This window comes from Pseudoalteromonas sp. SG43-3 (assembly GCF_014164385.1).
GTDB classification, from domain to species: domain Bacteria; phylum Pseudomonadota; class Gammaproteobacteria; order Enterobacterales; family Alteromonadaceae; genus Pseudoalteromonas; species Pseudoalteromonas distincta.
The window spans coordinates 158,698-181,624 of the sequence record NZ_JACJFC010000003.1 but is presented as its reverse complement, the minus strand read 5'-3'; the positions used below and the strand labels follow the sequence as shown (position 1 = coordinate 181,624).

The 22,927-nt window shown below is 38.1% G+C and carries 15 protein-coding genes and 1 pseudogene; 4 read left to right on the top strand and 12 right to left on the bottom strand.

Annotated elements, in window-relative coordinates; translation table 11 throughout:
• Positions 1 to 14: 14 nt before the first annotated feature.
• Positions 15 to 2,102 (bottom strand): type I-F CRISPR-associated protein Csy2, encoded by a 2,088-nt coding sequence (locus H5157_RS04135; protein WP_182724202.1) that lies wholly within the window; start codon positions 2,100 to 2,102, stop codon positions 15 to 17.
• A gap of 4 nt (positions 2,103 to 2,106) precedes the next feature.
• Positions 2,107 to 3,336, bottom strand: coding sequence for a TniQ family protein (locus H5157_RS04130; RefSeq protein ID WP_182724201.1), 1,230 nt, complete (start codon positions 3,334 to 3,336; stop codon positions 2,107 to 2,109).
• A gap of 164 nt (positions 3,337 to 3,500) precedes the next feature.
• On the opposite strand from H5157_RS04130, the pseudogene H5157_RS04125 reads away from it, so the two are divergent.
• A pseudogene (locus tag H5157_RS04125) lies at positions 3,501 to 4,463 on the top strand (IS481 family transposase).
• A 183-nt stretch (positions 4,464 to 4,646) separates the two neighbouring features.
• Here the strand turns inward: H5157_RS04125 and H5157_RS04120 are convergent.
• The 9 genes from H5157_RS04120 to H5157_RS04075 all read right to left on the bottom strand — a co-directional run bounded on the left by H5157_RS04120 (position 4,647) and on the right by H5157_RS04075 (position 19,265).
• Entirely contained in the window at positions 4,647 to 4,985 is a 339-nt protein-coding gene (locus tag H5157_RS04120; RefSeq protein WP_029772124.1) for a response regulator, read from the bottom strand.
• Positions 4,978 to 5,358: a hypothetical protein gene (locus tag H5157_RS04115; RefSeq protein ID WP_182724200.1), complete on the bottom strand. Its 381-nt coding sequence runs from the start codon at positions 5,356 to 5,358 to the stop codon at positions 4,978 to 4,980. Before H5157_RS04115 ends, H5157_RS04120 begins: the two co-directional genes overlap by 8 nt.
• A gap of 8 nt (positions 5,359 to 5,366) precedes the next feature.
• A complete protein-coding gene (locus tag H5157_RS04110) occupies positions 5,367 to 6,305 on the bottom strand; it encodes a response regulator (protein WP_182724199.1) in 939 nt (312 codons plus the stop codon).
• Positions 6,306 to 6,400: 95 nt separating this feature from the next.
• Positions 6,401 to 7,237 (bottom strand): sensor histidine kinase, encoded by an 837-nt coding sequence (locus H5157_RS21040; protein ID WP_085065411.1) that lies wholly within the window; start codon positions 7,235 to 7,237, stop codon positions 6,401 to 6,403.
• A gap of 23 nt (positions 7,238 to 7,260) precedes the next feature.
• A complete protein-coding gene (locus H5157_RS04100; protein ID WP_182724198.1) occupies positions 7,261 to 12,027 on the bottom strand; it encodes an EAL domain-containing protein in 4,767 nt (1,588 codons plus the stop codon).
• A gap of 197 nt (positions 12,028 to 12,224) precedes the next feature.
• Positions 12,225 to 15,542: a type I restriction endonuclease subunit R gene (locus tag H5157_RS04095; RefSeq protein WP_182724197.1), complete on the bottom strand. Its 3,318-nt coding sequence runs from the start codon at positions 15,540 to 15,542 to the stop codon at positions 12,225 to 12,227.
• A 50-nt stretch (positions 15,543 to 15,592) separates the two neighbouring features.
• The gene (locus tag H5157_RS20805; RefSeq protein WP_220496799.1) at positions 15,593 to 17,167 is read right to left on the bottom strand and encodes a restriction endonuclease subunit S; all 1,575 of its coding nucleotides are present in this window, start codon (positions 17,165 to 17,167) and stop codon (positions 15,593 to 15,595) included.
• A complete protein-coding gene (locus tag H5157_RS04080; RefSeq protein ID WP_182724196.1) occupies positions 17,157 to 18,770 on the bottom strand; it encodes a class I SAM-dependent DNA methyltransferase in 1,614 nt (537 codons plus the stop codon). The genes H5157_RS20805 and H5157_RS04080 overlap by 11 nt, the downstream gene beginning before the upstream one ends.
• Positions 18,771 to 18,962: 192 nt before the next feature.
• Complete coding sequence (locus H5157_RS04075; RefSeq protein ID WP_310736826.1) at positions 18,963 to 19,265, bottom strand: helix-turn-helix transcriptional regulator; 303 nt, start codon at positions 19,263 to 19,265, stop codon at positions 18,963 to 18,965.
• A 105-nt stretch (positions 19,266 to 19,370) separates the two neighbouring features.
• On the opposite strand from H5157_RS04075, the gene H5157_RS04070 reads away from it, so the two are divergent.
• The 3 genes from H5157_RS04070 to H5157_RS04060 all read left to right on the top strand — a co-directional run bounded on the left by H5157_RS04070 (position 19,371) and on the right by H5157_RS04060 (position 21,864).
• Complete coding sequence (locus H5157_RS04070) at positions 19,371 to 19,955, top strand: hypothetical protein (RefSeq protein WP_182724194.1); 585 nt, start codon at positions 19,371 to 19,373, stop codon at positions 19,953 to 19,955.
• Complete coding sequence (locus H5157_RS04065) at positions 19,949 to 21,337, top strand: DEAD/DEAH box helicase (protein WP_182724193.1); 1,389 nt, start codon at positions 19,949 to 19,951, stop codon at positions 21,335 to 21,337. Before H5157_RS04070 ends, H5157_RS04065 begins: the two co-directional genes overlap by 7 nt.
• Positions 21,338 to 21,636: 299 nt before the next feature.
• Entirely contained in the window at positions 21,637 to 21,864 is a 228-nt protein-coding gene (locus tag H5157_RS04060; RefSeq protein WP_182724192.1) for a hypothetical protein, read from the top strand.
• A gap of 1 nt (position 21,865) precedes the next feature.
• Here the strand turns inward: H5157_RS04060 and H5157_RS04055 are convergent, their stop codons facing one another.
• On the bottom strand, positions 21,866 to 22,789 hold the full coding sequence (locus H5157_RS04055; RefSeq protein ID WP_182724191.1) for a LysR family transcriptional regulator: 924 nt from the start codon (positions 22,787 to 22,789) through the stop codon (positions 21,866 to 21,868).
• Positions 22,790 to 22,927 lie beyond the last annotated feature (138 nt).

The following is a 22,927-nucleotide window of genomic DNA, read 5'->3' as shown; positions in this document are numbered from 1 at the left end:
TAAGTATTTTCCGGTTAAACTTTTTTCATTAGCATAAACTTTTCTTGCGCATCTAGCATCCAAAAAGCGCTATTAAAATAGTTACCAATACCTTTTAGCCTAACACTAATGGCCGTTTCGTATTTCACCACTCCTATTGCTGGTTCAGCATAACAATGCAGTCTTTCAACCGCTCCAACTCTAGCCATCGGTTTAGTGAGTAACATATATCCCATCATAGATGGGCTTAGTTTAGAGTCACTATTTAATAATAAGAGTAGCTCATCTAAATCCTGTATTTTGTGCTCAGTTGGCATAACCCAACAACCGGATAAAGGGAGTCGCCTTAACTTTTCAAATAACTGATTTTCATTACTATATAAACAGCACCAATTTATATTTGAATTAAGCTCAGGCTGATGCATAACACCACCTGCAAAGTTAGATGGAAAATGCGCTTTCAAAATGTCAGGCTTACTATCTACTGCCTGTAAGTCATCTTCATAACCATCAATATGTATTATTAAATCAAATACCAAATCACAGTATTTGCCATCGATAATTCCTGGCCGCTTAAGCCTACTTTGCTGAGCGCCTTGAAGGCTCAGTTCAGGAAGCTTTTTTCCGACTACAGCAGAATAATTCCTAATAAACCAAGAAAAGGATGTGAACCGTACATTTGTTCCTAGCGCCTCATTAAGTTTTCTTTGGTAGCTGTGAATCATACCCCAAACAGCGGTTAAAGATGGAATACCTGAGCAGTAAGGGTTTGATAATGCTTGCGCATCAAACACGCGTATACCGCTTAAATGTAGATAACGATAATGTTCATCATCTTCTTCAACCAGTTCGTTTTTTTGATTTGTAAGATTAATAAGTAGCCATTGTAAAGCTGCTTTTAAAGGGCTCATTAATTTAGGATGAAAAGCATACCTTTGTGTCATACTCACACCGCCAAGCATTTCATTTAGTAACCTAAATAAAGGAATCGTTAGCGAAGGGAGTTCATTGTCGGGTAGCGATAGTATTTTATACTCTAGTCGCTCTGAAGCACTCTCAAGCTGTTCTAAGTCATACCCATTCTCAATAGCGTCCAAGCGCCATTCAAATACAGGTGAAAACCATTCTAAAAGCGTGTTTCTCAGCGCTTTAATATTTTTTACTTTTTGTTGTCTACGCTGTTTAAGAGCCAGCGCATTATTACTAAATATAATACCTTCTAAAGCTTTAATTAATTCCGGCTTTAATAGTGCCTCAACGTTAAATACTGTTTGCCCATTATTTAATTTAAATGCTCGTGAGTTACTTAAACCATGATATTTACTTCGTATATAAGGAGGGTAATTAAGCACATTAATAACACCACCTAAGGAAGCAGCTAACATACTGACAGCAGCAGGACGCGTAAACTCTACATTGCTAAATCGAGCTCGTTTATCAATTGCCGCCTGTTGAATTTTTGATTGAACAACATGGCTAATTACAGGCGTAACAGCTAAGTAACCATCATGATAAGGCATTCTAATTTGGCGAGAGTAGCGGTCAACAGAGTCGGGAACATCCTCTTCAGGCAATGAATTTTTAACGGTTACACATAAGCTTTTAAATGCCTTAACGGATAACCCAAGAGAGGTAAATGCGGATTTCCAGTTATCCGAGTTCGTAGCTAATACTTGTGCCAGCCAACTGACTTGATTTTGCCATTTAAAGTAACTAACAAATAATTTAGCTACATTTACCTTAGCAGAGTCATGTGACCAGCCATAGGCTTTAGGATAGTTAGCACTACTCAAAACATAAGAGTGCAGTGGTGGAGGCTCTACGACTAAATTTTGCTTACTGACTCTAATATCAGGGTACTTTAAATTATGAGTATGAAACCACGCTATTTCCTTAATACATTTATTAATATGGTCTTCACTTTTTAAAGCCTGTTTTGCTAGCTTTTTATCCAGCAAGTCATCAACTTGGTTTTTTCGATAAGTCAGGTTTAACAAAATAGTCAGAGCAACGGCTTCGCTGCCTGTTATATCAATCATTGCCGTATAAGGGCTAAAAGCACGACGTAATAATCTATCTCGCTCAGTGGTGTCTGTAATCTCTAGCAGTTCTTTTAAATGCATATACTCACCATGCCGACAAATACATTCTAGCTTTATCATTTCCAAAACTAGTTTTGTACTCTATAACATGCCTTAAAAAAAACGCGCCCTTATAAGGGTTGATCCTCTGGTTCATTTTATGACGAAATGCCGTTTGCAAAATACCATCTTGGTACAACCTATAAACCTGCTCTACTGAAGTACCTAATAAAGTTGCAGCCTCCAATACACTTACTAATAAGTCGGCTGCGTTGGGCTTTTTAGTTTTAGGGTTACTCTCAACCAAAGTAACTAAATAATCTAATAGAGCCCCATAAATAAAGTGATACTCTCTCTGCTTTTGAGTACTCGGGCAAGCCAAAATAGCATCCCCAAAAATAAACTTAAACTCAGTTTTATTAAACAGATCTATTAGCTTCATTTCTGCATTTTTACTTAGTTCATCAAGCTCTGTATTAAAAACTGCTGGCCATTTACTAAAATAGTTCACAGCATCATTTAAACAAAAGTTATCTGTTTGAGAATACCGCTCCTGATACCAAAGAAGCGCAGCAAAACGTTCTGTGAGCGTGGTATTGTTAAATAGCGGGTTACTATCGTTGCGCTCACCTTTATCCAGTAATTTATTTAAATGCTTAATACTTAATGTATTTGAAGGTGAGGAACGAGCGCAAGACAGCTCAAAACCGCATGAACAATGAGTAATTGACTCATTCTCGATATAGTTAATTGGAGCGCAGCAATCTGGGCAGTTATGTAGCAAAGCACACTGATGTTTAGTGCATGCATTTACCCACTTTATATGCCAACTTTGTTTTATATAAGCTTCTTCTGCAAGACATTGTGAGCATACCGGAATCGAATCAACAGCCCCCTCGGCGTGGTGACGAATAAACCTCAGGGGAATGTCTACGCCATTGTTATATAAAGCGACGGAGGAGTTAAAGTTAAAATCTGACTTTAGCAAAGCCAACTTTTGAAGCTCGTACCGAGGTAAATCTAGTAGCGTTTCAAGTAGCCCTAAAGCCCGCATTCTAAAGTGACTATTATGTTTGGCGTGGTATACGTTGAGCCTTTTTAAATCTATCGGGAATGCACCATGCGCCTCAAAATCAAGATCATGTAGCTCTTCGCGAATAGCTAAGCTCAACCCTTCATACGAGTCAAATAAATTCTCAGAAACGACCCGTAACAAGTAACTTTCCAACGATTCGTCAGAAAATGCCCGAGCCTTGGGAGAAAATAGAAAAGCCATCCAACACCTTAAAACTTAGTAATCCTAAGCTAAAAGATAAAGCCATCCCATTTAATATGCAAGCCACATCATAAATAATATTATTGTATAGCTGCCCTATATACTATTACTGATTCTTATTAGCTGTACGATTCATAGAGGTCGTTTCAATATACTATGACTCTATGAACAAAGAAATTAAACAACGTTTAAAGTGGATTGAGCTTTACGAAGAAACCAATAATGCGGGCCTAGTTTGTCGTCGGTGTGGAATTTCTAGACCCACTCTTCGAAAGTGGTACAAGCGATTCAAAGAGAAAGGACTAGACAGCCTACAGGACGTTTCTAGACGCCCGCACAGCTCCCCAAACTCTAAAATTAATAATCGAATTGAAGAGTGGATTCTTAAACTCAGAGAGATAGAAAACTTGGTGCCAGAAGAATTCAAAATGAGCTTCTTCGCGAGCATAATTTCAGCTATCGCTTGCTTCAATTCACAAAGAGCTGACCAAACATGAAGTAAAACCAATAGCTTTTCAGCGGAAGAAAAAAGACTTCATTCGATACCAAAGGCCTATTCCTAGTGAGCGAGTTCAGATGGATACATGTAAAATTGCACTAGGGATTTATCAATATACTGCTGTTGATGATTGCTCTAGATATCGCGTGTGGACGTTTTTAAGCGTAAAACGTCAGCCAATACTCTTACCTTCATCGATAAGGTAATAGAAGAAATGCCATTCCCGCTACAGCGAGTTTAAACGGATCTCAGAACGGAGTTTTTTGCTGAAAAAGTACAGCTCAAATTGATGGAGCATGGCATTAAATTTCGCCCCAATAAGCCAGGCTATCCTCGCTTAAATGGCAAAGTTGAAAGGTCACAAAGAACTGATAAAGAAGAGTTTTATTCGACCGTTAATTTGGATTTGGACGAACTCAAAAATGAAACGTTACCTAAGTGGCAGCATTACTATAATTGACAACGCGCTCACGGCTCATTCAAAGGTAAAACTTCAATGGATGTTGTATGTGAACGCCTTGAAAAAACACCGCTTTGGGAAGACGCTCACGCTAACTACGAAACTGAAAATGAACGCATTCAGTTATCGAATTATCAGCGTGATCTTCAACTACGAAAAGTGAAATGATGTCTATGAATCACACACTAGTTGGTTAGATAAGACTTAATATGATACTCATTCAATGAGGCCCACCAAACCATCACTAATTTACAAAAGACTAAATTTTAACAGCCTGTAAGCTTGTATTTGGCCATAGAAAGCTAGAGCTCTGTCAGGTACTTGGGAGCCAGTTACCAGTTAATGGGAGGCTCAAATTAAAGAAGATAAACAATCTAATAGATATATTTTTTTGACTGGCTTTTGTAATAGCTTGTCGCATGGAGCGTTTTTTAATTTATGAGTATCTCCACTTATAAGAACTTTTTTTATAGTAGGGAATTTTTTTTCTAGTGCTATCAAAATCTCAACACCTGTTACTTGTGGCATCAGGTGATCAACAACAATAATATCTAAATTAAGTAGTTCTGGGTGCTGAAACACTTGAGTACTATCTGATAATGTAAAGCATTCAAAAGCCGAACTTTTCAACATTCTTGCATACGCGTCTAAAATAAAAGGCTCATCGTCAATGAATAATACCTTAGCCATTAAAGCCTCTATAGTGTTTTATAATGTGATTAATTTGTATTTCCAATATAGGCCAATGAAGCGATATATCTAAAACCAAGCATTTGATTAATGAAATTTTTTTATTTTTAGCCGCTAAGTATAATTCGTCGCTCAATGAACTAAGTAATATCACGCCACAAAAACGGCACAAGCCACTTAAATTATGTGCACAATAGGATATTTCCTCTAAGTTGCCCACTAAAAAATATTTTTCGATAGATTCGATATTGTTCTTAGCAGAATAAGAAAAGTCAGATAAAGCAGACGTAATTGTTTCAACGCTATCATCGTCAAAAATTTCAATCAGATGTTTAAGATTTATTATCTTAGAGTCATATAATTTATCTTCCATTTAGATATTTACGCCTGTATTAGTGGCCGGTTACATGTTTGCGCCCACCATGCCGATAGCTTCCTTAGTAAAGCGAGTACTTGGTTTCGATTCTTTAAGTTAGCGGAAGCAATTTGAGCTATTAAGATTTCAAGTCTATCAAGACATATCTGGAATGCTTTTAAAAAATCAGGTCTATGATCATACTGCTTAATATTCTTTCCAATATATATTAAGTAATCGGCAGACTCACATACCCGACTTCGCGCATTTTCAATTGCAACATATCTCCGATTTTCAATAATCGAATTATAAAAATAACTTATTGTATAGGCTACTTTCTTTAAGCGACGATCTATTTGATGATGCCCTGTCGTAGCACTATCTGGCCACTCTAAAAAATCGCGATTTTTTACTGATATATCAGGTTGTTGTTTATCTACCTCTGGCTCTATATCTTTCTTGTTTGAACCTAAAACAATTGCTACACCACGGTGACTATATTCTTTAAAGGATTGATGGTTATCCGTAGCGCCCTTAATTTTCTCTAAATAGTACTCTGCGGGTTTTATAGTTCTCTCAGCCCGTTTATGCTCATGTATCTTTTCTGTTAATTTAACTGAAGAGATAGGTTTTACCAAAAAGTCATTTACATCAAATTTCACACATTGATGTATCAATTCTTTATATGAGTTTACAGAAAGAACAATAATTGGAATATCATGAGCTGTAAGGGTAAAACTACCAGACCTGATACGAGATAATAATTCTAAACCACTTTCTTTTTTTAACTCTATATCTGTAATTAATAAGTTTATTTCTTGTGTCTCCAATATATCAATAGCTGCTTTATAATCAAATGCCTTATACGCATTGAAGCCCGGGATTTTATAGGCAACACTATATAAAAAATTACATATTAAAGGTGCATCATCAACCACTAATATATTAAAATTATTAAGCAACATAATACGTCACCATTAAAATAGGAATCCTTTTATTTGTTTTCAAAATATAAAACCGCTTTTCAAACATAGACACATAAATTGCAAAGAAAATAAGTTCACCTTTTTTCAGTTTTGATTGATATAGGTAATTTAACTGTAAAGCAACTACCTGAACCTAGTTTACTTTTAACTTCAATTACACCTTGATGCTTATCAATAATACTTCTAGATAAAGCTAACCCAAGACCAGTACCTTTATGCTTTTCTTTCGTAGTAAAAAAAGGTTGGAAAATCAACTCTAATATACTTTGCTCTATACCAGGACCATTGTCTTCTATACTAAACCAAACCCACATATCATCATAACCGGTTGTAATTGTTATTTCTCCATTGTGTTCTATTTCTTGTACCGCATTTAATATTAAGTTTAAAACGACTTGGTTGATTTGAGAGGCTATACACCTAACTAAAGGTAAATCAGCAAAAGATGTATTAACCTTTGCTTTGTATTTTAACTCATTACCAAGAATATTTAACGTACTTTGAATTCCTAAATGGATATCAGCTTCTTCGAATTCTGCATCATCCAAGTATGAGAAATCTTTTAAATCATGAACGATTTCAATAACTCTTTTTAGCCCAGATTCAGATTGAGATAATAAAATGGGTAAATCTTTATTTATATAATCAAAATCATGTGCCAGCTTCAGTCTGTTAGTTTTCTCTATGGGTAATTCTTTACTTAATTGCTTAATTAGCATCATAAGGCTATTTATGTACTCATTTAAAGCGGATAAGTTTGAAGCGACATAGCCTATTGGGTTATTTATCTCATGTGCTACACCAGCCGCAAGCTGCCCTAGTGATGCTAGCTTTTCTGAGTGCATGAGCTGATCATTTAACTGTGCAACCTGTTTTCTTAGACGTTCCAGCTCACTCTGTTCTATTGACATTAATAGCCCCCTGATTACTTTTATTAAAAACGTTGCTTGTGCATACGAAAAGCAGATAAGATTTCTCTTTTAAGCTCTTCATCACTCCAAGGCTTAGTGAGAAATTTATAAATAGCACCTTTGTTAATCGCTTCTGTTACGGAGCGAAGATCAGTATAGCCAGATAAAATCATCCTAATTGTGTCAGGATACATTTCTTTCACTTCTTTAAAAAAATCAGTGCCACTCATTTCAGGCATTCTCTGATCTGAGACAATCACTTGTATATCGTGTAACGCAAGTAGATTAAATGCCTCTAAGGCACTATTACAAGTGAGAATATTTATTGGCTCTTTGCGTAAAACTCTTTTTAAAGAATGTAGTATGTTTTCTTCGTCATCTACAAGAAGCAAATTAGGTAAACAAGCTTTAGTTTCAAGGGCATGTATCGGAGAATATTGCTCTAAAAAAGATTCAAACTTATCTTTAGGTAACGGTTTGGAATAATAATAGCCCTGTAGTTCATCGCAGCCATACTTGTTTAGCAAATTCGCTTGCGATAACGTCTCGATCCCTTCCGCAACCACTTTTAAATTTAATTGGTGCCCCATCGCAATAATCGCACGGGTAATGGCTGTATCTTTTTGATCAGTTACTAGCTCTCGTATAAATGACTTGTCTATTTTTAGCTTATCAATCGGTAGGCGCTTTAAATAGTTTAAACTGGAATAACCAGTTCCAAAATCGTCGATAGCAATACTGATACCTAATTGCTTCAGGTGCTGTAGTTTATCTACAACTTGTTCAATGTTTTCTAATAATAGTGATTCGGTTAATTCTAACTCGAACCACTTAGGTTCTAATTTTGCTTGGTTCAATGTTGCTTCTAATTGCTCTACAAAGCTCACACGTTGAAATTGCAGTGAAGACAAGTTAACCGCCATTATAACCTTAGCCAAGCCTCGCTGTTGCAAAGAGCGGTTGTAATTGGAAGCTTCCTCAATCACCCATTGACCGATTTCAACGATTAACCCCATTTCCTCTGCTATTGGGATAAATTCATCAGGTCCAATAAACCCAAGTTCTGGGTGTTGCCACCGTAATAACGCTTCTATGCCTATAATATGCCCGTTGTCTGCTGCTACTTGTGGTTGGTAAAAGAGCTCAAATTCTTGATTTGCTACCGCTTGCTTTAGCATTGTTCTGAGACTGAGTCGTTTACTAAGAGTTTGTTCCATGCCAGATTCGTAAAACTGAATATTATTACGACCGACTTGTTTTGCTCTTTGCATAGCTAAATCAGCCCGTTTAATAAGCTCTATAGGCTCATGTATGCCCTCATCAAAAACACTAACACCAATACTTGCAGTTAACTCTAGTTCTTTACCACTTATTAAAAATGGTTCAGAGATTACACCAAGAACCCGTTCAGCCATAATTGTTAATTGATTAAGTTCATTTAAATCCGGAAGCATTAATATGAATTCATCTCCACCGACTCGAGCTAGTGTATCGCCTGAACGAATTTGTTTATTAATTTGTGCACTTACTTTACAGAGAACCTCATCACCAACTAAGTGCCCGAGACTGTCGTTAATTAATTTAAAGCCATCTAGGTTAATAAAGAGTATTGCAACTTTCTCTCTATGGCGTGAACTGATCTTGATACTTTGCGATAATCTGTCATGTAATAACTTTCGGTTGGGTAAGCCAGTTAATAAATCATGAAACGCATTAAAAGCAAGTTCATCTTCATAATTTTTTTGCCCACTTATATCAGTTTGAATACCAATATAATGAGTAATGACCCCATCATCATTAGGTACTGGTGATAAAAATAAACTATTCCAAAAGCCACTGCCATCTTTACGGTAATTCCTCAGTACTACGCTAACTTCCTGTTCTGCCGCGATAGCATTACGAATTTGCTTAGTAACCATCTCGTCCCGCTCTTTACCTTGTAGGAAGCGACAGTTTTTACCTTCAATCTCTGCTTGGCTATAGCCCGTGAGTTTCTCGAATCCATAATTAACATAGCTTATAGGCATATCTTTTTGGGTAATATCACTGATGATGACTCCATTTGAGCTTGCATCAACCGCTCTTTTAAACAACTTAAGTTGTTTTTCTATTTTTAAGCGCTCAGTGATATCTTTAGCAATACCAATAACACCAACTACTCTGCCATTAACCCAGGTGGGGATTATTGTTATGTTTAATTCGTGTTGCGAGCCATTACTACTTACTATACTCGCTTCAAAGCTTTCCGAATTACCAGTTAAAGCATTCTTAAAGTATTTCGTAACCCGAGATAGATGTTCTTCAACAATAACATCAGCAAAGTGAATGTGTTGTAAATCAGTTAACGGCCACTGTAATAATTCACAGCCTGATCTGTTCATTGCTGTAAAACAACCTTGCTGGTCTAAAATATAAACCGGATCAGGATTAAACTGATACAACGAGCGAAAGCGTTGCTCGCTTTCTGACAATAAACGCTTTTGCTCTGTACGCTCTATTGCATTAGCAGCATAGCGGCAGCAACTGCTTAATAACTCCAGCTCTTCCGAATTCGGCGCTCTACTCTCTTTGCAGTAAAGCGCAAATGTGCCTAGTATCTTATGTTCTCTTGTTACCATTGGTAATGACCAACAGGCCAATAGTTGTTCAGTTAAAACAGCCTCTGCGTAACCCTGCCAACTTTTATCACTGCTAATATCTTTTGTAATTACTAACTTAGTATTAAAAGCTGCTGTACCACATGAAACCACATTATCATCTATATCGATATTAGCTAACGCTGAATGAAATTGCTTACTAAATGAGGGCGCTGAGGCAATCTTTAGTTTCTGACCAACTTTGAGCATCACACATGCCTTAACCGCCGGATAATGAATTTGCGCCATTAAGCATATTCTCTTTAATATTTCGTCAAGTGGGGCATCGACCGAAATCAGGTGTAAAATTTGCTGCTGCGCTTTTTGATAGCTTTCTGCTTTAATTAATTCACTGATATCTCTCCCTGCGGCATACAATGTTTGCATGCTAGCCACATATTGTGCTGACCACATTAAATGCACCTCATCACCACTTTTGCGAATATACCGATTCCGAAATTGCTTAGTATGTTGCCCTTCAATGATGTTTTGAGTTTCATGCTCAGTGGCTTGATGATCACCTGGATGCACAAAATCCATAAACATCCTGCCATTAAGTTCCTCTGCGGTATAACCTAATATTGTATAACTGGAATGACTGGCCTCTAAAATCCTTCCATCCCCATCAACAATAAGTAATAGATCGGCTGAATTTTCCATAAACTTCATATGATGTGTTTTCAATTTTTTTTGTAAACTAAGGCTTTTGCGGAGTTTTCGGTTTCCGGAAATTAAACGCGTCTTATGCATATGAATTTGTTGCTGATACTGTTGAGATAGCAATGCTAAAAAGCAAGCTAACCATCCAGCAATTAATATCAATCCTGCTTCCTGCTGGACATAGTTAGGTCGAATATCAAAATCTTGATACAAAGATAACTGCCATCTCATTTCACTTTGCGAATTGTGAAGGTTGTTCTTACTTAATAAAAAGTATTGTCGCGTAGGGTCAAGCTGACTTACTAAAAGTTCTTGACTATTTTCATGGGCTAAAGTGACGGCATAACCTCTGGGTACAATTCGAGGAATTATTGACTGCATCAGTTGTTTGAAGTTTATTCCTGCAACTATGACAGATAACTCATGCGTGTTAGGCTGACGTAGTCGTAGAGTAAAGAAAGTATGATCTATTCGATTGTCATAATAAAAATAAGCGTTTTCGTCATTCTCGTTATCACGTTGTTCTGGCCACAAAATTGATTTAGTAGCAACATAGTCGTCGTACCATTTTTTAATAGCTATAGTTTGTGCTGCGGAGTAGTGCAAATTTCCTGAACTGTTTAAAATAGAAATATAGTCAAGATAGCTAAAATCACGTAAGTAGGTCTTAAAATCTAAATTCAACTGTTTTGTAGGGTAAATAAAATCACTTCCAGTAATACGATCGCTTAACCTTTGCATCAAGCTTTTCTGTTCTTTTATAGTTTGTTCTGTTTGTTGCTGAATTTTTGATAAAGTTTCCTTGGCTACTTTTCCATTAGCATCTTCTATTTGATGCATAAAATCTAACCACAGCAAAAATGTGAAAGTTGCAAGTAGTAGTACAAGCCAACTGCCTAAACTACGACTATGAGCTTTAATATCAAAGAGAGAAGCCATTGGTATAATCAACCCAGCAGCAGCACTAAAAAGGAGAAAAATAGAAGTGTTTGAGGATTCATAAGGAGTTGTACTAAATTGCAAACTACCTAAAGAGCCAGAGTTAACAGAGAATAAAGATATGACTACAACTACCAGAATACTAAAACTGATCACACTGCACTTTCTAAAAAAAGGACTTTGCTTTTTATAGGCACTAAGCAAACCAATTAAGACCAGAACCCAACAGAAGAACTGTAGCCAAGGCATGGTAAAGTTTGAAATTAATTTATTTGTATAACTAAGTGCGCTAATAAACAATATAGTAGCCATAATACCAAGGCTAAACGTAAAGAGGATATTTCTTTTTTGTACAATAGAAATCAGTGACACAGCAGTTAAGGCTAGTAAGAGCATAGTATTAATAGGTAAGGAAGTGCTAAAATCACTGTCACTAAGGTGCTGAAATTTATTAATTCCTAGAAATGGAATGCTGACAAATAAAAAAGTCAAGCTAGTCCAAAATAAACTATACATTAACGAAGCATATTGCTCCTTTTTCAACCTAAACTTCATAAAATTCCATATTAATAGTTATAATATATCCAACAAAATTCTGAGCTTACCCTGTTAAAATTATGTCAAAGATATTATTTTTGAACGCCTGTTGATTTTACATAGCAAAGGTAATAATTGCCATTGCTCAATTTTAAAAAATTAACCGTTACTTCACTTTCATCCACACGTCTCCACTTAGTTATTGGTCTTCTGAATCAGCCTTGGTTTATTTTAAAACTCTGTGCTTGCTCAAATATTTCTTTGTACACTTCATCGCGGCTAATTGGTGGGTATTTAAATTTAGCCAGTATTAAAATCAGCTCTACTTTTAAAGCTGATTTAATATCGTCGCGGTGGTTCCAATCTACAAATTTTACCTTGTCGTCTACAATTACTTTTACCGCTTGAGCGAGCTCAATGAGCTTATCTTCGGGGTAGTCAAAGTCGTATTTAACCGCGAGTGCTTTTAAGGCGTCGTAAAAGCCTTTTTCTTCAATATCAATGCCTAGCTCGTCGCCGGCGTTCATTTCGTCGCGTACGCTGTAAATCATATCAACCATGCTTTCTGAAAAATCATTAAGTACGCTACTTACCAGTACGTCATCTTCTTTTCGTTCGTTGTAGCGCTGTACCAGCGATTCAAAACGTTTAGTAAAGTCGATACCTTGAGTTTGGTTCACTTTTTTAAGCTCGCCTATGGCTTTAGCTAGCATTTGTTGCAGTATTTTTATTTTGGTATTGGGGAGTTTTATTTTTTCTATTTTAGCAATGTAGTCGTCATTAAAAATGTCGATTTCGCCGCCGTCTTCATTACCGAGTTTAAATACTTCTTCTACGCCGTCGCTTTGCAGGGCTTCGCTTATCATTTCACGTACTTTGGCGTTCATTTGCGCGGTATCGGGCGCTTCACCTTTGGTTAGTTTGTAAATAATAGAGCGAATGGCAAGGTAAAAGTGAATGTGGTTACGCTCGTTTTCGTTAATTTTTTCACTGCCACAACATACATCGTAAGCGGCTTTTAAGCGCTTAACTAAATCCATAAAACGCTTTTGGCGTTTTTCGGTAATTAGTGCAAACTCGGCAGCGTGGTTTAAGCAGTTTAGCTGGGCTACGGCTTCACTGGTAAAATACGGGCTGCTGTCGAATTTATGAAATAGCTCTGCAAGTAGCGCTAAATGGTTTTTGACTTCAATAACCGAGGCAGTAATGTCTTCAAAGTTGGTTTCGTCTGTTTTTGAATACTGCGCAAGGGCCTTGTTCATTTCAGATTTAATACCAATGTAGTCAACTACTAGGCCTTTATCTTTGCCTTCAAACTGGCGGTTAACCCGAGAAATAGTTTGTATTAAGCTGTGCTTTTGCAGTGGCTTATCTATGTACATGGTATCTAAAAATGGCACATCAAAACCGGTTAGCCACATATCGACCACTATGGCTATTTTAAAGTTTGAGTTTTTGTTTTTAAATTGTTTATCAAGCTCTTTACGTTCGTCTTTACTGCCAAGTAAATTATATAAGCGTTCAACGTCGTCTTTACCACGGGTCATCACCATTTTTACTTTTTCAGAGGGGGCGGCAATACGGCCTTCGCTAATGGCGCGCTTTCGCTCGGTATCTGATAGCTTTTGCGCGTCATCAGTATCTACTACATCAAACCAATGTGGGCATAGTTCTTCTAGTTCTTGATACAGCTGATAGGCAATACCTCGCGAGCTACACACAAACATCGCCTTTCCTGCGACCGTAGAGCCTTCCTCAACGCGTTTTTCATAATGTTCAACAAAGTCCCTTGCTAACACTTTAATGCGGTCAGGATCGCCTAGAATGCTATTCATGTTAGCGGTGGCTTTTTTACTGTCTTCTATTTGCAGCTCGTTACTGCCTGCATCGGCGCATTCTTTGTAATAAGCTTCAATTTCAGCCAGCTTGCTATTGTTTAAACACACCTTAGCGGCGCGGCCTTCGTAAACAATGCGTACGGTTATTTCATCTTTAACCGACTCAGTCATGGTGTACGAGTCAACTACTTCACCAAACACGTCCAGCGTGGCGTCTACTGGCGTGCCAGTAAAACCAACATAGGTAGCGTTTGGCAGTGAGTCGTGCAGGTACTTTGCAAAACCGAAGGTCTTTTTCACCCCCTTTTCTGTAATGGTAATTTTTTGATCAAGATTTACTTGGCTACGATGCGCCTCATCAGAGATACAGATAACGTTAGTGCGATCGGTTAATAACTGAGTGTCTTCGGTAAATTTATGGATGGTCGTTAAAAATACACCGCCACTGTTACGGCCCTCTAATAACTCGCGTAAGTGAGTACGGCTGGTAACAGTTTTTACCGTGTCATCACCAATGTAGGTTTTAGCATTACCAAACTGCTGAGAAAGCTGATCGTCTAAATCGGTTCGGTCGGTAATTAAAATAATGGTTGGGCTTTTAAGTTCAACGCTTTTCATCAACAAGCGTGTTAAAAATTGCATGGTGTAACTTTTGCCGCACCCTGTTGCGCCAAAGTAGGTACCGCCTTTACCATCACCTTGTGGTTTTAAATGCCGTTTTATATTTTCGAATAGCTTATTAGCCGCATAATATTGCGGGTAACGCGGCACAATTTTTATCTCTTTTTTGCCAGCGTTTTTATTATCAGAATCGGGGAAGAACACAAAATTGCGCATTACATCGCGCAGGCGAGCTTTATCAAACAAGCCCTGCAATAAAGTATGTAACGAGTTAATACCCTCCTGCGCTGTCAGCTCTTGCCCCGTTACTTTTCCCCACGAGTAAAAAAACTGATAAGGCGCAAATAAGTTACCCATTTTATTGTTTACGCCATCGCTTATAACGCACAAGGTATTAAACACAAATAACTGCGGAATAGCGCGCCTGTACCGCACCGTTAACTGCTCATACGCTTCAAAAATAGGGGCTTGTTCGCGTATTGCGCTTTTAAATTCAAACACCACCAATGGCAAGCCATTTACATATAAAATGCCATCGGGAATACGCAGTTCAATGTTGTCGTAACTTGTGGGGCTTTCTATTTCTAACTGAGTAACAAAACGGTAAATGTTATCGTCTTGTAGGTAAGTAACGCTTGCTTCACTTACTTTATCTAAAGCGGCCATAGCACTGCCTGCTATTAGGCTACTTTTTAAACCTTGCTCAACGTTGTCGTAATCAAGCAGCTGAATATACAAATCTTTTTGCGCTGCGTTGCCTGCCACCATGCCTCGCTCGCGTGTAAGTACTTCCCGTTTAAGTAAGAATCCATCACTCAGCCACTTACAAAAAGTTTTATTACTCTCATATAAATCACTGGCAGGCAGCTTTTCAAGCTTTGCAATAATTGAATCGACTTCGCCCGTTGTAATATTATTTTCAGCGTAGCGCTTGGTTAAAAAAGCACGTAAGTCGTCTTTAATTAATACGTCGCTATTATCACGGCTCAGCTCACCGCCTAGTAGATGCGGGTAGCCTTGCTCGCCTAATAGCTCAACCACCGCTTGTTCTAATTTGGCTTCAGTAAATTTCATCAAACATCCTTATTCTTTTTATTTTGGCCTTTAACGCTCAGCTAAGGTTATTAATTAACCACTTCTTCATCAATGGTTACATCGGGTATTTGTAGTTCACCAGAGATGAGCTTGGGTAATAAAGTGTCGCGGAGTTTAGTTAAACTTGTTGTCTCACTTCCAAGTGTATCCATTTTGAAAAATATATTTTCTACACTACCTTTAAAACTACTTAAAACGGTTTTATTAGGAACCAAAAAAGGCATCGCTTTAATTATTTTAGAATTAACAGCTGTAGCAATAGAGGAAGTACTGCCTAAAGACCCATAATCAAAGCATTTTAAATATAGATAAACATACTCTTTACTCATTGAATGTTTAGGGTTTACGAAGTGAGCAATGGCCTCATTTGTTGTTAAATCACATTTAGTTATACAAACACGCCCAAGTGTTAACTTAAAGCTAAGAATAACTGAATCTTTAGGCACAACTTTAACATTAAACTTAGAAATTGATTCTGAAGTTAGATACTCACTACTATCTCCAATGAAAGTTTTATTTCCGCCCATATCTTTTATAGAAACCCAAACTTTATTGTTTAAAGGGTTATCGCTGAACCATTCTTTTTGTTTTCTAGGAGGTGTTTTTCCGATAGCAATATCTGCTACTTTATCAGCTTTATCTACACTCCAGCCCTTTGGTACCCAGCCTAGTTGTTCGTTGTGTTCGAACTCATTAGGGAAGTGGGCGTGGGTGTTGGCGTGTTGCGCTAATATTTTAGGGTTGGCGCTCACGTTTGCTTTAACGGGTGTTTCAGCGGTTTTACCTAATATTTGCACTGCTGCTTGTGTTGCTTCTTTTGTTGGTGAGAGTGCTTGCAATTCGTGAGCGAGCGCACTGAGTGAGGTTTTTATTTCGGCCGCATTTTCTAAGCTGTCCAGTGCCGCTAAGCGGCGCTGTGCTTTTTGTATTAACTCGTCAGGCAGACTAGTTTCAAGGTTTTCTAACTTAAAATCAGCGCTAGCAAGGAGATTGTCGAACACCGGATCAAAATCAACAAACCAGCTTTTAAATAACGCCTGCACCATTTGTTCTAGGGTTTGGTTGGTTTTTTGGTTTAGGGTCAATTTACTAACATAATCCATATACACTTTAACAATATAATCTTGCATTGACCTTTCAGGTAGCTCTATTTCTAGATTTCTTACCGCTTCTTTTGTAATGGTTTTAGTTACTGAGCCATTTGCAAAACTTTTCACATAATCTTCATTGAGTTTTAAATACAAATATACAAAAGTAGAATTAGCTTTATCTTCGTCAATTCTTAGCAAAAATAGATTCATCGCAAGTGAGACTGGACAATTAAGATCAGGCATCAAATAGCTACTACCTGCGTTAGCTATTTTATTCATTATAATATCGCCCGCCTTAACTTTTGATTTTTCTAGAAAGTTATAAGCATGTTCAGAAATATATTTTAGATTAGAGTCAAAATTATTTTGTTCGAAGTTTGTAGTCCTTATCATTACTGCATAATCAGGCTCATCAAACAACTCTACATTTTCTTTAAGCTTTTTATACGCTCCGTTCGCATGATAATCTGTCAATAGAGAAAGTAAGTTCCCTAATTTAACTTTACTCCCCATAGCCAAGCGCCTCCAAGTTTTTACGAATCGCTTTATCAAGCGCATCGCTTTGGCTCATTTGGTTGTAAAGGGTTTGGCTTAGCTCAGTCATTTTAGTCTCGAACGAGATACCATCATCTACAATATCGGCAGCGCCTACATAGCGCCCTGGGGTCAGTACGTAGTCGTTTGCTTTTATATCGGCAAGGGTGGCTGATTTACAGTAACCGGCGATATCTGCGTATTCTTGTTCTTGATTTGTGGTTAGCTCTTCGCCGCGCCAAAGGTGGTAGGTTTCGGTTATTTTTGCTATGTCGTCGTTGGTGAGTTCTTTTAAAGTACGGTTAACCATAGAGCCCATTTCGCGGGCATCTATAAATAGCGTTTCGCCTTGGCGGTCGCGGCGCTTTAGTAGGCCTTTTTCGTTATTGCCGCGTTTGTCTTTACTTATAAACCATAAACACACCGGAATTTGCGTGGTGTAAAACAGCTGCCCTGGTAGGGCTATCATACAATCGACTAAATCGTTTTCGATTATTTTTTGGCGAATATCGCCCTCGCCACTGGTGTTAGAGCTCATAGAACCATTAGCCAGTACAAAGCCTGCGGTGCCATGCTCGCTAAGTTTTGAGATCATATGCATGATCCACGCATAGTTAGCATTACCGGTAGGCGGTGTTGGGTAACCGGCCCAGCGGGCATCGTCGACTAGTTCATTATCGGCGCGCCACTGTTTTTGGTTAAACGGTGGGTTTGCCATTATGTAATCGGCTTTTAGGTCTGGGTGTTGGTCTTTAAAAAACGTATCGCCTGCTATATCGCCCAAGTTGCCCGAAATACCGCGTACAGCTAAGTTCATTTTAGCCAGTTTATAGGTGGTGTTGGTGTACTCTTGCCCATAAATAGACACATTTTTTTGGTTACCATTATGGCTATTTATAAATTTAAGCGATTGCACAAACATACCGCCCGAGCCACAACATGGGTCGTAAATTTTACCTTCGAACGGTTCTATCATATCGGCTATTAGGGTAACAATTGACTTAGGCGTATAGAACTCGCCCCCGCCTTTACCTTCAGATGCGGCGAACTTACCTAAAAAGTATTCGTAAACACGGCCAACTAAGTCTTCTTCTGTTTTTTCGTTTTGGTTGGCAATGGTGTCGATATTATTAATGGTATCGATTAACGCAGAGAGCTTACTCACATCAAGCCCTAAGCGAGAAAAGTAGTTATCGGGCAATGCGCCCGCGAGTGATTTATTGTTTTTTTCAACCGCGTGCAGTGCGGTATCTATTTTAACGGCAATATCGCCTTGCTTGGCGTTGGCTTGAATATACGACCAGCGTGCGTCTTCTGGCAGGTAAAACACGTTATCCATCGCGTAAAAGTCGACCATGTCGATGTATTCATCACCGTACTCGGCAATAATGGCTTTTTTACGCCCTTCAAACTTATCACTAATAAATTTAAGAAAGATTAAGCTTAAAACAATGTGCTTGTATTCGGCTGACTCAACACTCCCGCGCAGTTTATTGGCGGCATCCCAAAGGGATTCTTCAAACCCGACTTGTGTTTTTTTTGTGGCTTTTTTTGTTGCAGGCTTTTTTGATGCAGCGTCCATGTGGTCTCTCTTTGCAAGAATATCAATATAAATTATTGGCTTATCATACCGCAAAGGTCGTGGATTTCTGAGTGTTAATTAGTAATAAATTGGTATTAACAAAGAAGTATAAAATAATTTTAAAAAAGTATGTTTGTTAAAAAACGACTACTGTAAATCAGGCATATATTTACGCCCGATTATACGTATACTTTACTGCTCTAGTAGCTTAATTAGCTTACGCTTACCTTCTTCATCTAGCTTTTCGATTAAACACGCTAGAGTTGCGCTTTCTTCTGACTCACAAAAAAAGTAATTTACGGGAACGTTTAGCTCGCTCGCTAGCTTTTTTAAAGTAGCTAGGTCGGGCATGTGTCGACCTGTTTCGTAATGGTTCATTCTGCCGCTGGCTGAACTTGGATCCATCCCTATATTAACACCTAACTCTTTTTGGCTTATTTTCATTCGCTTTCGAGCCTCTTTAAGACGCTCTGTAAAAAAGGATTTAACCTGCACCGTTGCTTCATCTTGGTAACTCTCACATTTAAATGATTGTCTAGTTTTTACATGAGCATGTATACTTAGGAATCCTAAGTTTATGGTGAGTAGTAAGGTTTAGCAATGAGTAAAAAAGCGAATATGAATGTATTTTTACATTTTCTTTTGGTAATCAAGCAGATGAATAATTTCACTGTGACGCAAGCTAAAGATGCTTTGTTGCGTGAACAATCTGAGTTTACTGATCCAGTAGAAACCCGAAAGTTTGTATATCGCCAATTAACTCGCAATGTTGCAAATGGGCTTTTAAGACGAACCAATAAATTAAATAAGGGAGCTAAAGAGGTTATATATTCAACAACAGAGCTTTTTTCAAGTTTAGAAATCGTTCCTACTTCAAGGCGAGGCAAAGTAAAACAAATAGATACTGCAAATATTGGCGCTCCTGATATTTCGGCCGAAACAGTTAAAGTTATTGAGTACCAAGAAGAACTTAAAAAAGATTTATTAACATACGAGATTGATTTAAATACTGTACTTGAAGAAGCTAAAGAGTATCAGCGCCTTTCTGCACGCTACCCTAAGCTGCAAGTACAGTTGCAGCTGCATCACACTCAAGCAAAGGAAAAGTCGATTAAATTACTTGGCAAAATAAATGCTTTGCAGACTTTATTGGGTAATAAAATAACAGAAAAACAACCATGTTAAGAGGTTGGCAAGCAGCCTGCTTATCGGCAGTTAAAAAGCATTACTCTCAAAACCATAAACACTTTTTTTGTTTAGCTACACCAGGGGCTGGTAAAACCGTGTTGGCGGCAGAAGTGGCAGCGTATTTATTTGAAACTAAGCAAATAGACTTTGTGATTTGTTTTTCACCCTCTAGCGAGGTGGCTAATGGTATTAGAAAGACGTTTGCTAAACGGTTAAATTGTAATTTTGACGGTGTTATTGGCTCAGTTGGTTGTTCGTATACTTATCAAAATATGCGCTTTTTTAATGACGACTATTGGAAGTTATTAAAGAACAACCGTGTGTTAGTGGTGTTTGATGAAATACACCACTGTGCTGGTTCAAGCATTGAGGATGCCAATGTATGGGGGCAAGATATTGTTAAAAATATTCAACAGCAAGCCGCTTTCACGTTAGCTTTAACAGGCACACCTTGGCGCTCTGACCTTCTCCCAATTGCGCTGGCGACTTATAGCGACCCTGATAATAAAATAATATGTAATTACACTTACTCGCTGCAACAGGCGGTTAATGATGGCGTTTGCCGTAACCCCAAAATTGTTTTAATTGATAATGAAGAGATTTCGGTAACAACAGCAAAACAGGAAACTAAAACCTATAACTCATTAAAGTCTTTGCTAAAAGACCCATCGATTTCTTACCAAGATCTAATTAAGCACGAAGCTGTAATTAATTATATTGTTGCTCAAGGAGTAAGTAAGCTCGCCACTATTAGACAGCAGAATAGCAATGCCGCAGGGTTAATTGTTGCCTCTTCTGTTGAGCATGCAGAGCAGATAGTGATAGTTCTTATAGAGATTTTCCATCAATCAGCAACCATAGTTACTTACAAAGAAAGCGATGCAGGCGAGAGAATCCGTCTTTTTCGCTTTAGCAACACACAATGGATTGTAAGCGTTGGAATGGTGTCGGAAGGTACTGACATACCAAGACTCCAAGTGTGCTGCCATTTAAGCAGAGTTAAAACCGAGCTTTATTTTAGGCAGGTACTTGGCCGTATATTAAGAGTAAACAGTTCCCCCAACCAAGAAGCTTGGCTATTCACCCTAGCCGAAGAAACACTAAGCACTTTTGCAAATAGAATTGACCAAGAGCTACCTGACACTTGTGTACTAATAAGAAATAACGCCATAGCGAATGAATGTTTTAGAGCAGAGACTCATAAAAAGACAAGCTCCACTAGGCCCGATAGTCAACCGATTGCGGAAATTGATGATTTATTATTTTCATGGGGCTTAAGTGAATCAAATCAGCTGAAAACTGAACCTCAAGAAGCAAGTTTTTTACAAGCCTTTGGTGGGTTTAGAGAGCGGGTAATAGAGACATTTTTAGTAGGGTAATTTGGAGTGATTCACATCAGTTCAGAGAGTTTTAATTATTAAGCTTAGGTTTCATCTGGCAAGCCGCTATGAGCGAGAAGCCGACAGTCGGGTAAACTCGTTTTTGGACAGGAATAAGTTAGGGCGTATATTTTCTATAATCCAAATAGTGAAATTGAGCACCCTCGACAAAGAAAATGTCACCCATTTCATGTTGATAATTCCTTTGCGATATCTGCATAAGTGTTAGCAGTCTTAACTACTTAATAAAGCCTCCCATTGCCGATAAACTCCTCTCATCTTTTCAGAGGAGAATAACAATGAGAATATTTAACAAGCAAACAGTGCATGAGTTTTTGCATGTATTAACCATCATCTTTCCACTGACCCTTGTCATCCCAAAAATGATGTTGCCACTACTTGAAGTAATGTCATTATCAGCGATATCTCCTTTAGCAACCCTGCTAATCGATATCGTCATAGTTAGCTTGGCAGTGTTTATCTTTCTTCCTGCACTAAACAAATTGACCAGCAAGCTATTTGCTTAAATCAAACGGCATCCCAGTAACATGGGGTGCCGTATTTTTTTGTCAGAAAATCGATAACCACTCGTACTTTAGGTGCTAAGTTATCAGTCTCAAGATATAAAGCATTAATAGTCTGAGTTTCTGAGGTAGTTGAGACTTTATGGTCTATCATAATCGGAAGTAGTTTCCCTATTTTTAATTCTTCGCCAATTAACCAGGTTGGAAACATTACAATTCCTGCGCCACCTACGGCACTCGATACCAAGGTTTCTGCGTTATTACTGTATAACGAACCTGTCACATCAAAAGGCGCAAGTTCCTCTTTACCAATAAACCAGCGTTGTAAACCCTTTGTGCCTTTAAAAACCAAGCAATTATGCCCTTCAAGTTGCTCAGCCGTCTCAGGCATACCATGTAACTTTATATATTCAGGGCTCGCTGCCATCACGTATTGTTGTACACCGAACCGTTTCATTCGCATTGAAGAATTCTGCAATACACCAATGCGTATCAATAAATCGATGCTTTCTTGGGCTGGGTCAACAAAGCTGTCTGTTTGATGAATTTCCACCTTAAGAAGCGGGTATTTGTCTAATAATTCAGGAATATAGGGAGCAATATGTAAACGGCCAAACGCCACGGGAGCACTTATTTTAATGGTGCCACGGGGCGAATCAGCTTTCTGCTCTATCTGCTCCGCCACTAGTTCATACTGGCGTATGATCTCAGTACAGTGCTTAACAAAAACTACGCCCTCCTCTGTCAGCGAGATGGCTCTTGTATGACGGTGCAGTAATTTGCTTCCCACTTTATTTTCCAGTTGCGCCATTTTTCTAGACACCGACGAAGGCGTCATATCTTGACGTCGTGCGACTTCAGAAAAATTACCAAACTGATTGGTCATCAAAAACAGTTTAATTTCGAGAAGCGATACATCGTAGTTCATAAGCACCTTCGGTGATTTCTATCATTAAAGCGTAAATACTAGATATAAAAAAGACAAGCTATATGAATAACCTGCCTTGATAATTTACTTGATTAAAGAATAGCAATATCTCGTGTTGAGATATACGTCATTCCAATT

Bases quoted from the DNA above. Each gene is read 5' to 3' on its own strand.
- H5157_RS04115 (WP_182724200.1), bottom strand. From the start codon at position 5,358: ATGGAAGATAAATTATATGACTCTAAGATAATAAATCTTAAACATCTG.
- H5157_RS04110 (WP_182724199.1), bottom strand. From the start codon at position 6,305: ATGTTGCTTAATAATTTTAATATATTAGTGGTTGATGATGCACCTTTA.
- H5157_RS04135 (WP_182724202.1), bottom strand. From the start codon at position 2,102: ATGCATTTAAAAGAACTGCTAGAGATTACAGACACCACTGAGCGAGAT.
- H5157_RS04120 (WP_029772124.1), bottom strand. From the start codon at position 4,985: ATGGCTAAGGTATTATTCATTGACGATGAGCCTTTTATTTTAGACGCG.
- H5157_RS21040 (WP_085065411.1), bottom strand. From the start codon at position 7,237: ATGTCAATAGAACAGAGTGAGCTGGAACGTCTAAGAAAACAGGTTGCA.
- H5157_RS04080 (WP_182724196.1), bottom strand. From the start codon at position 18,770: ATGGACGCTGCATCAAAAAAGCCTGCAACAAAAAAAGCCACAAAAAAA.
- H5157_RS04055 (WP_182724191.1), bottom strand. From the start codon at position 22,789: ATGAACTACGATGTATCGCTTCTCGAAATTAAACTGTTTTTGATGACC.
- H5157_RS04060 (WP_182724192.1), top strand. From the start codon at position 21,637: ATGAGAATATTTAACAAGCAAACAGTGCATGAGTTTTTGCATGTATTA.
- H5157_RS04070 (WP_182724194.1), top strand. From the start codon at position 19,371: ATGAGTAAAAAAGCGAATATGAATGTATTTTTACATTTTCTTTTGGTA.
- H5157_RS04095 (WP_182724197.1), bottom strand. From the start codon at position 15,542: ATGAAATTTACTGAAGCCAAATTAGAACAAGCGGTGGTTGAGCTATTA.
- H5157_RS04100 (WP_182724198.1), bottom strand. From the start codon at position 12,027: ATGAAGTTTAGGTTGAAAAAGGAGCAATATGCTTCGTTAATGTATAGT.
- H5157_RS04065 (WP_182724193.1), top strand. From the start codon at position 19,949: ATGTTAAGAGGTTGGCAAGCAGCCTGCTTATCGGCAGTTAAAAAGCAT.
- H5157_RS04130 (WP_182724201.1), bottom strand. From the start codon at position 3,336: ATGGCTTTTCTATTTTCTCCCAAGGCTCGGGCATTTTCTGACGAATCG.
- H5157_RS20805 (WP_220496799.1), bottom strand. From the start codon at position 17,167: ATGGGGAGTAAAGTTAAATTAGGGAACTTACTTTCTCTATTGACAGAT.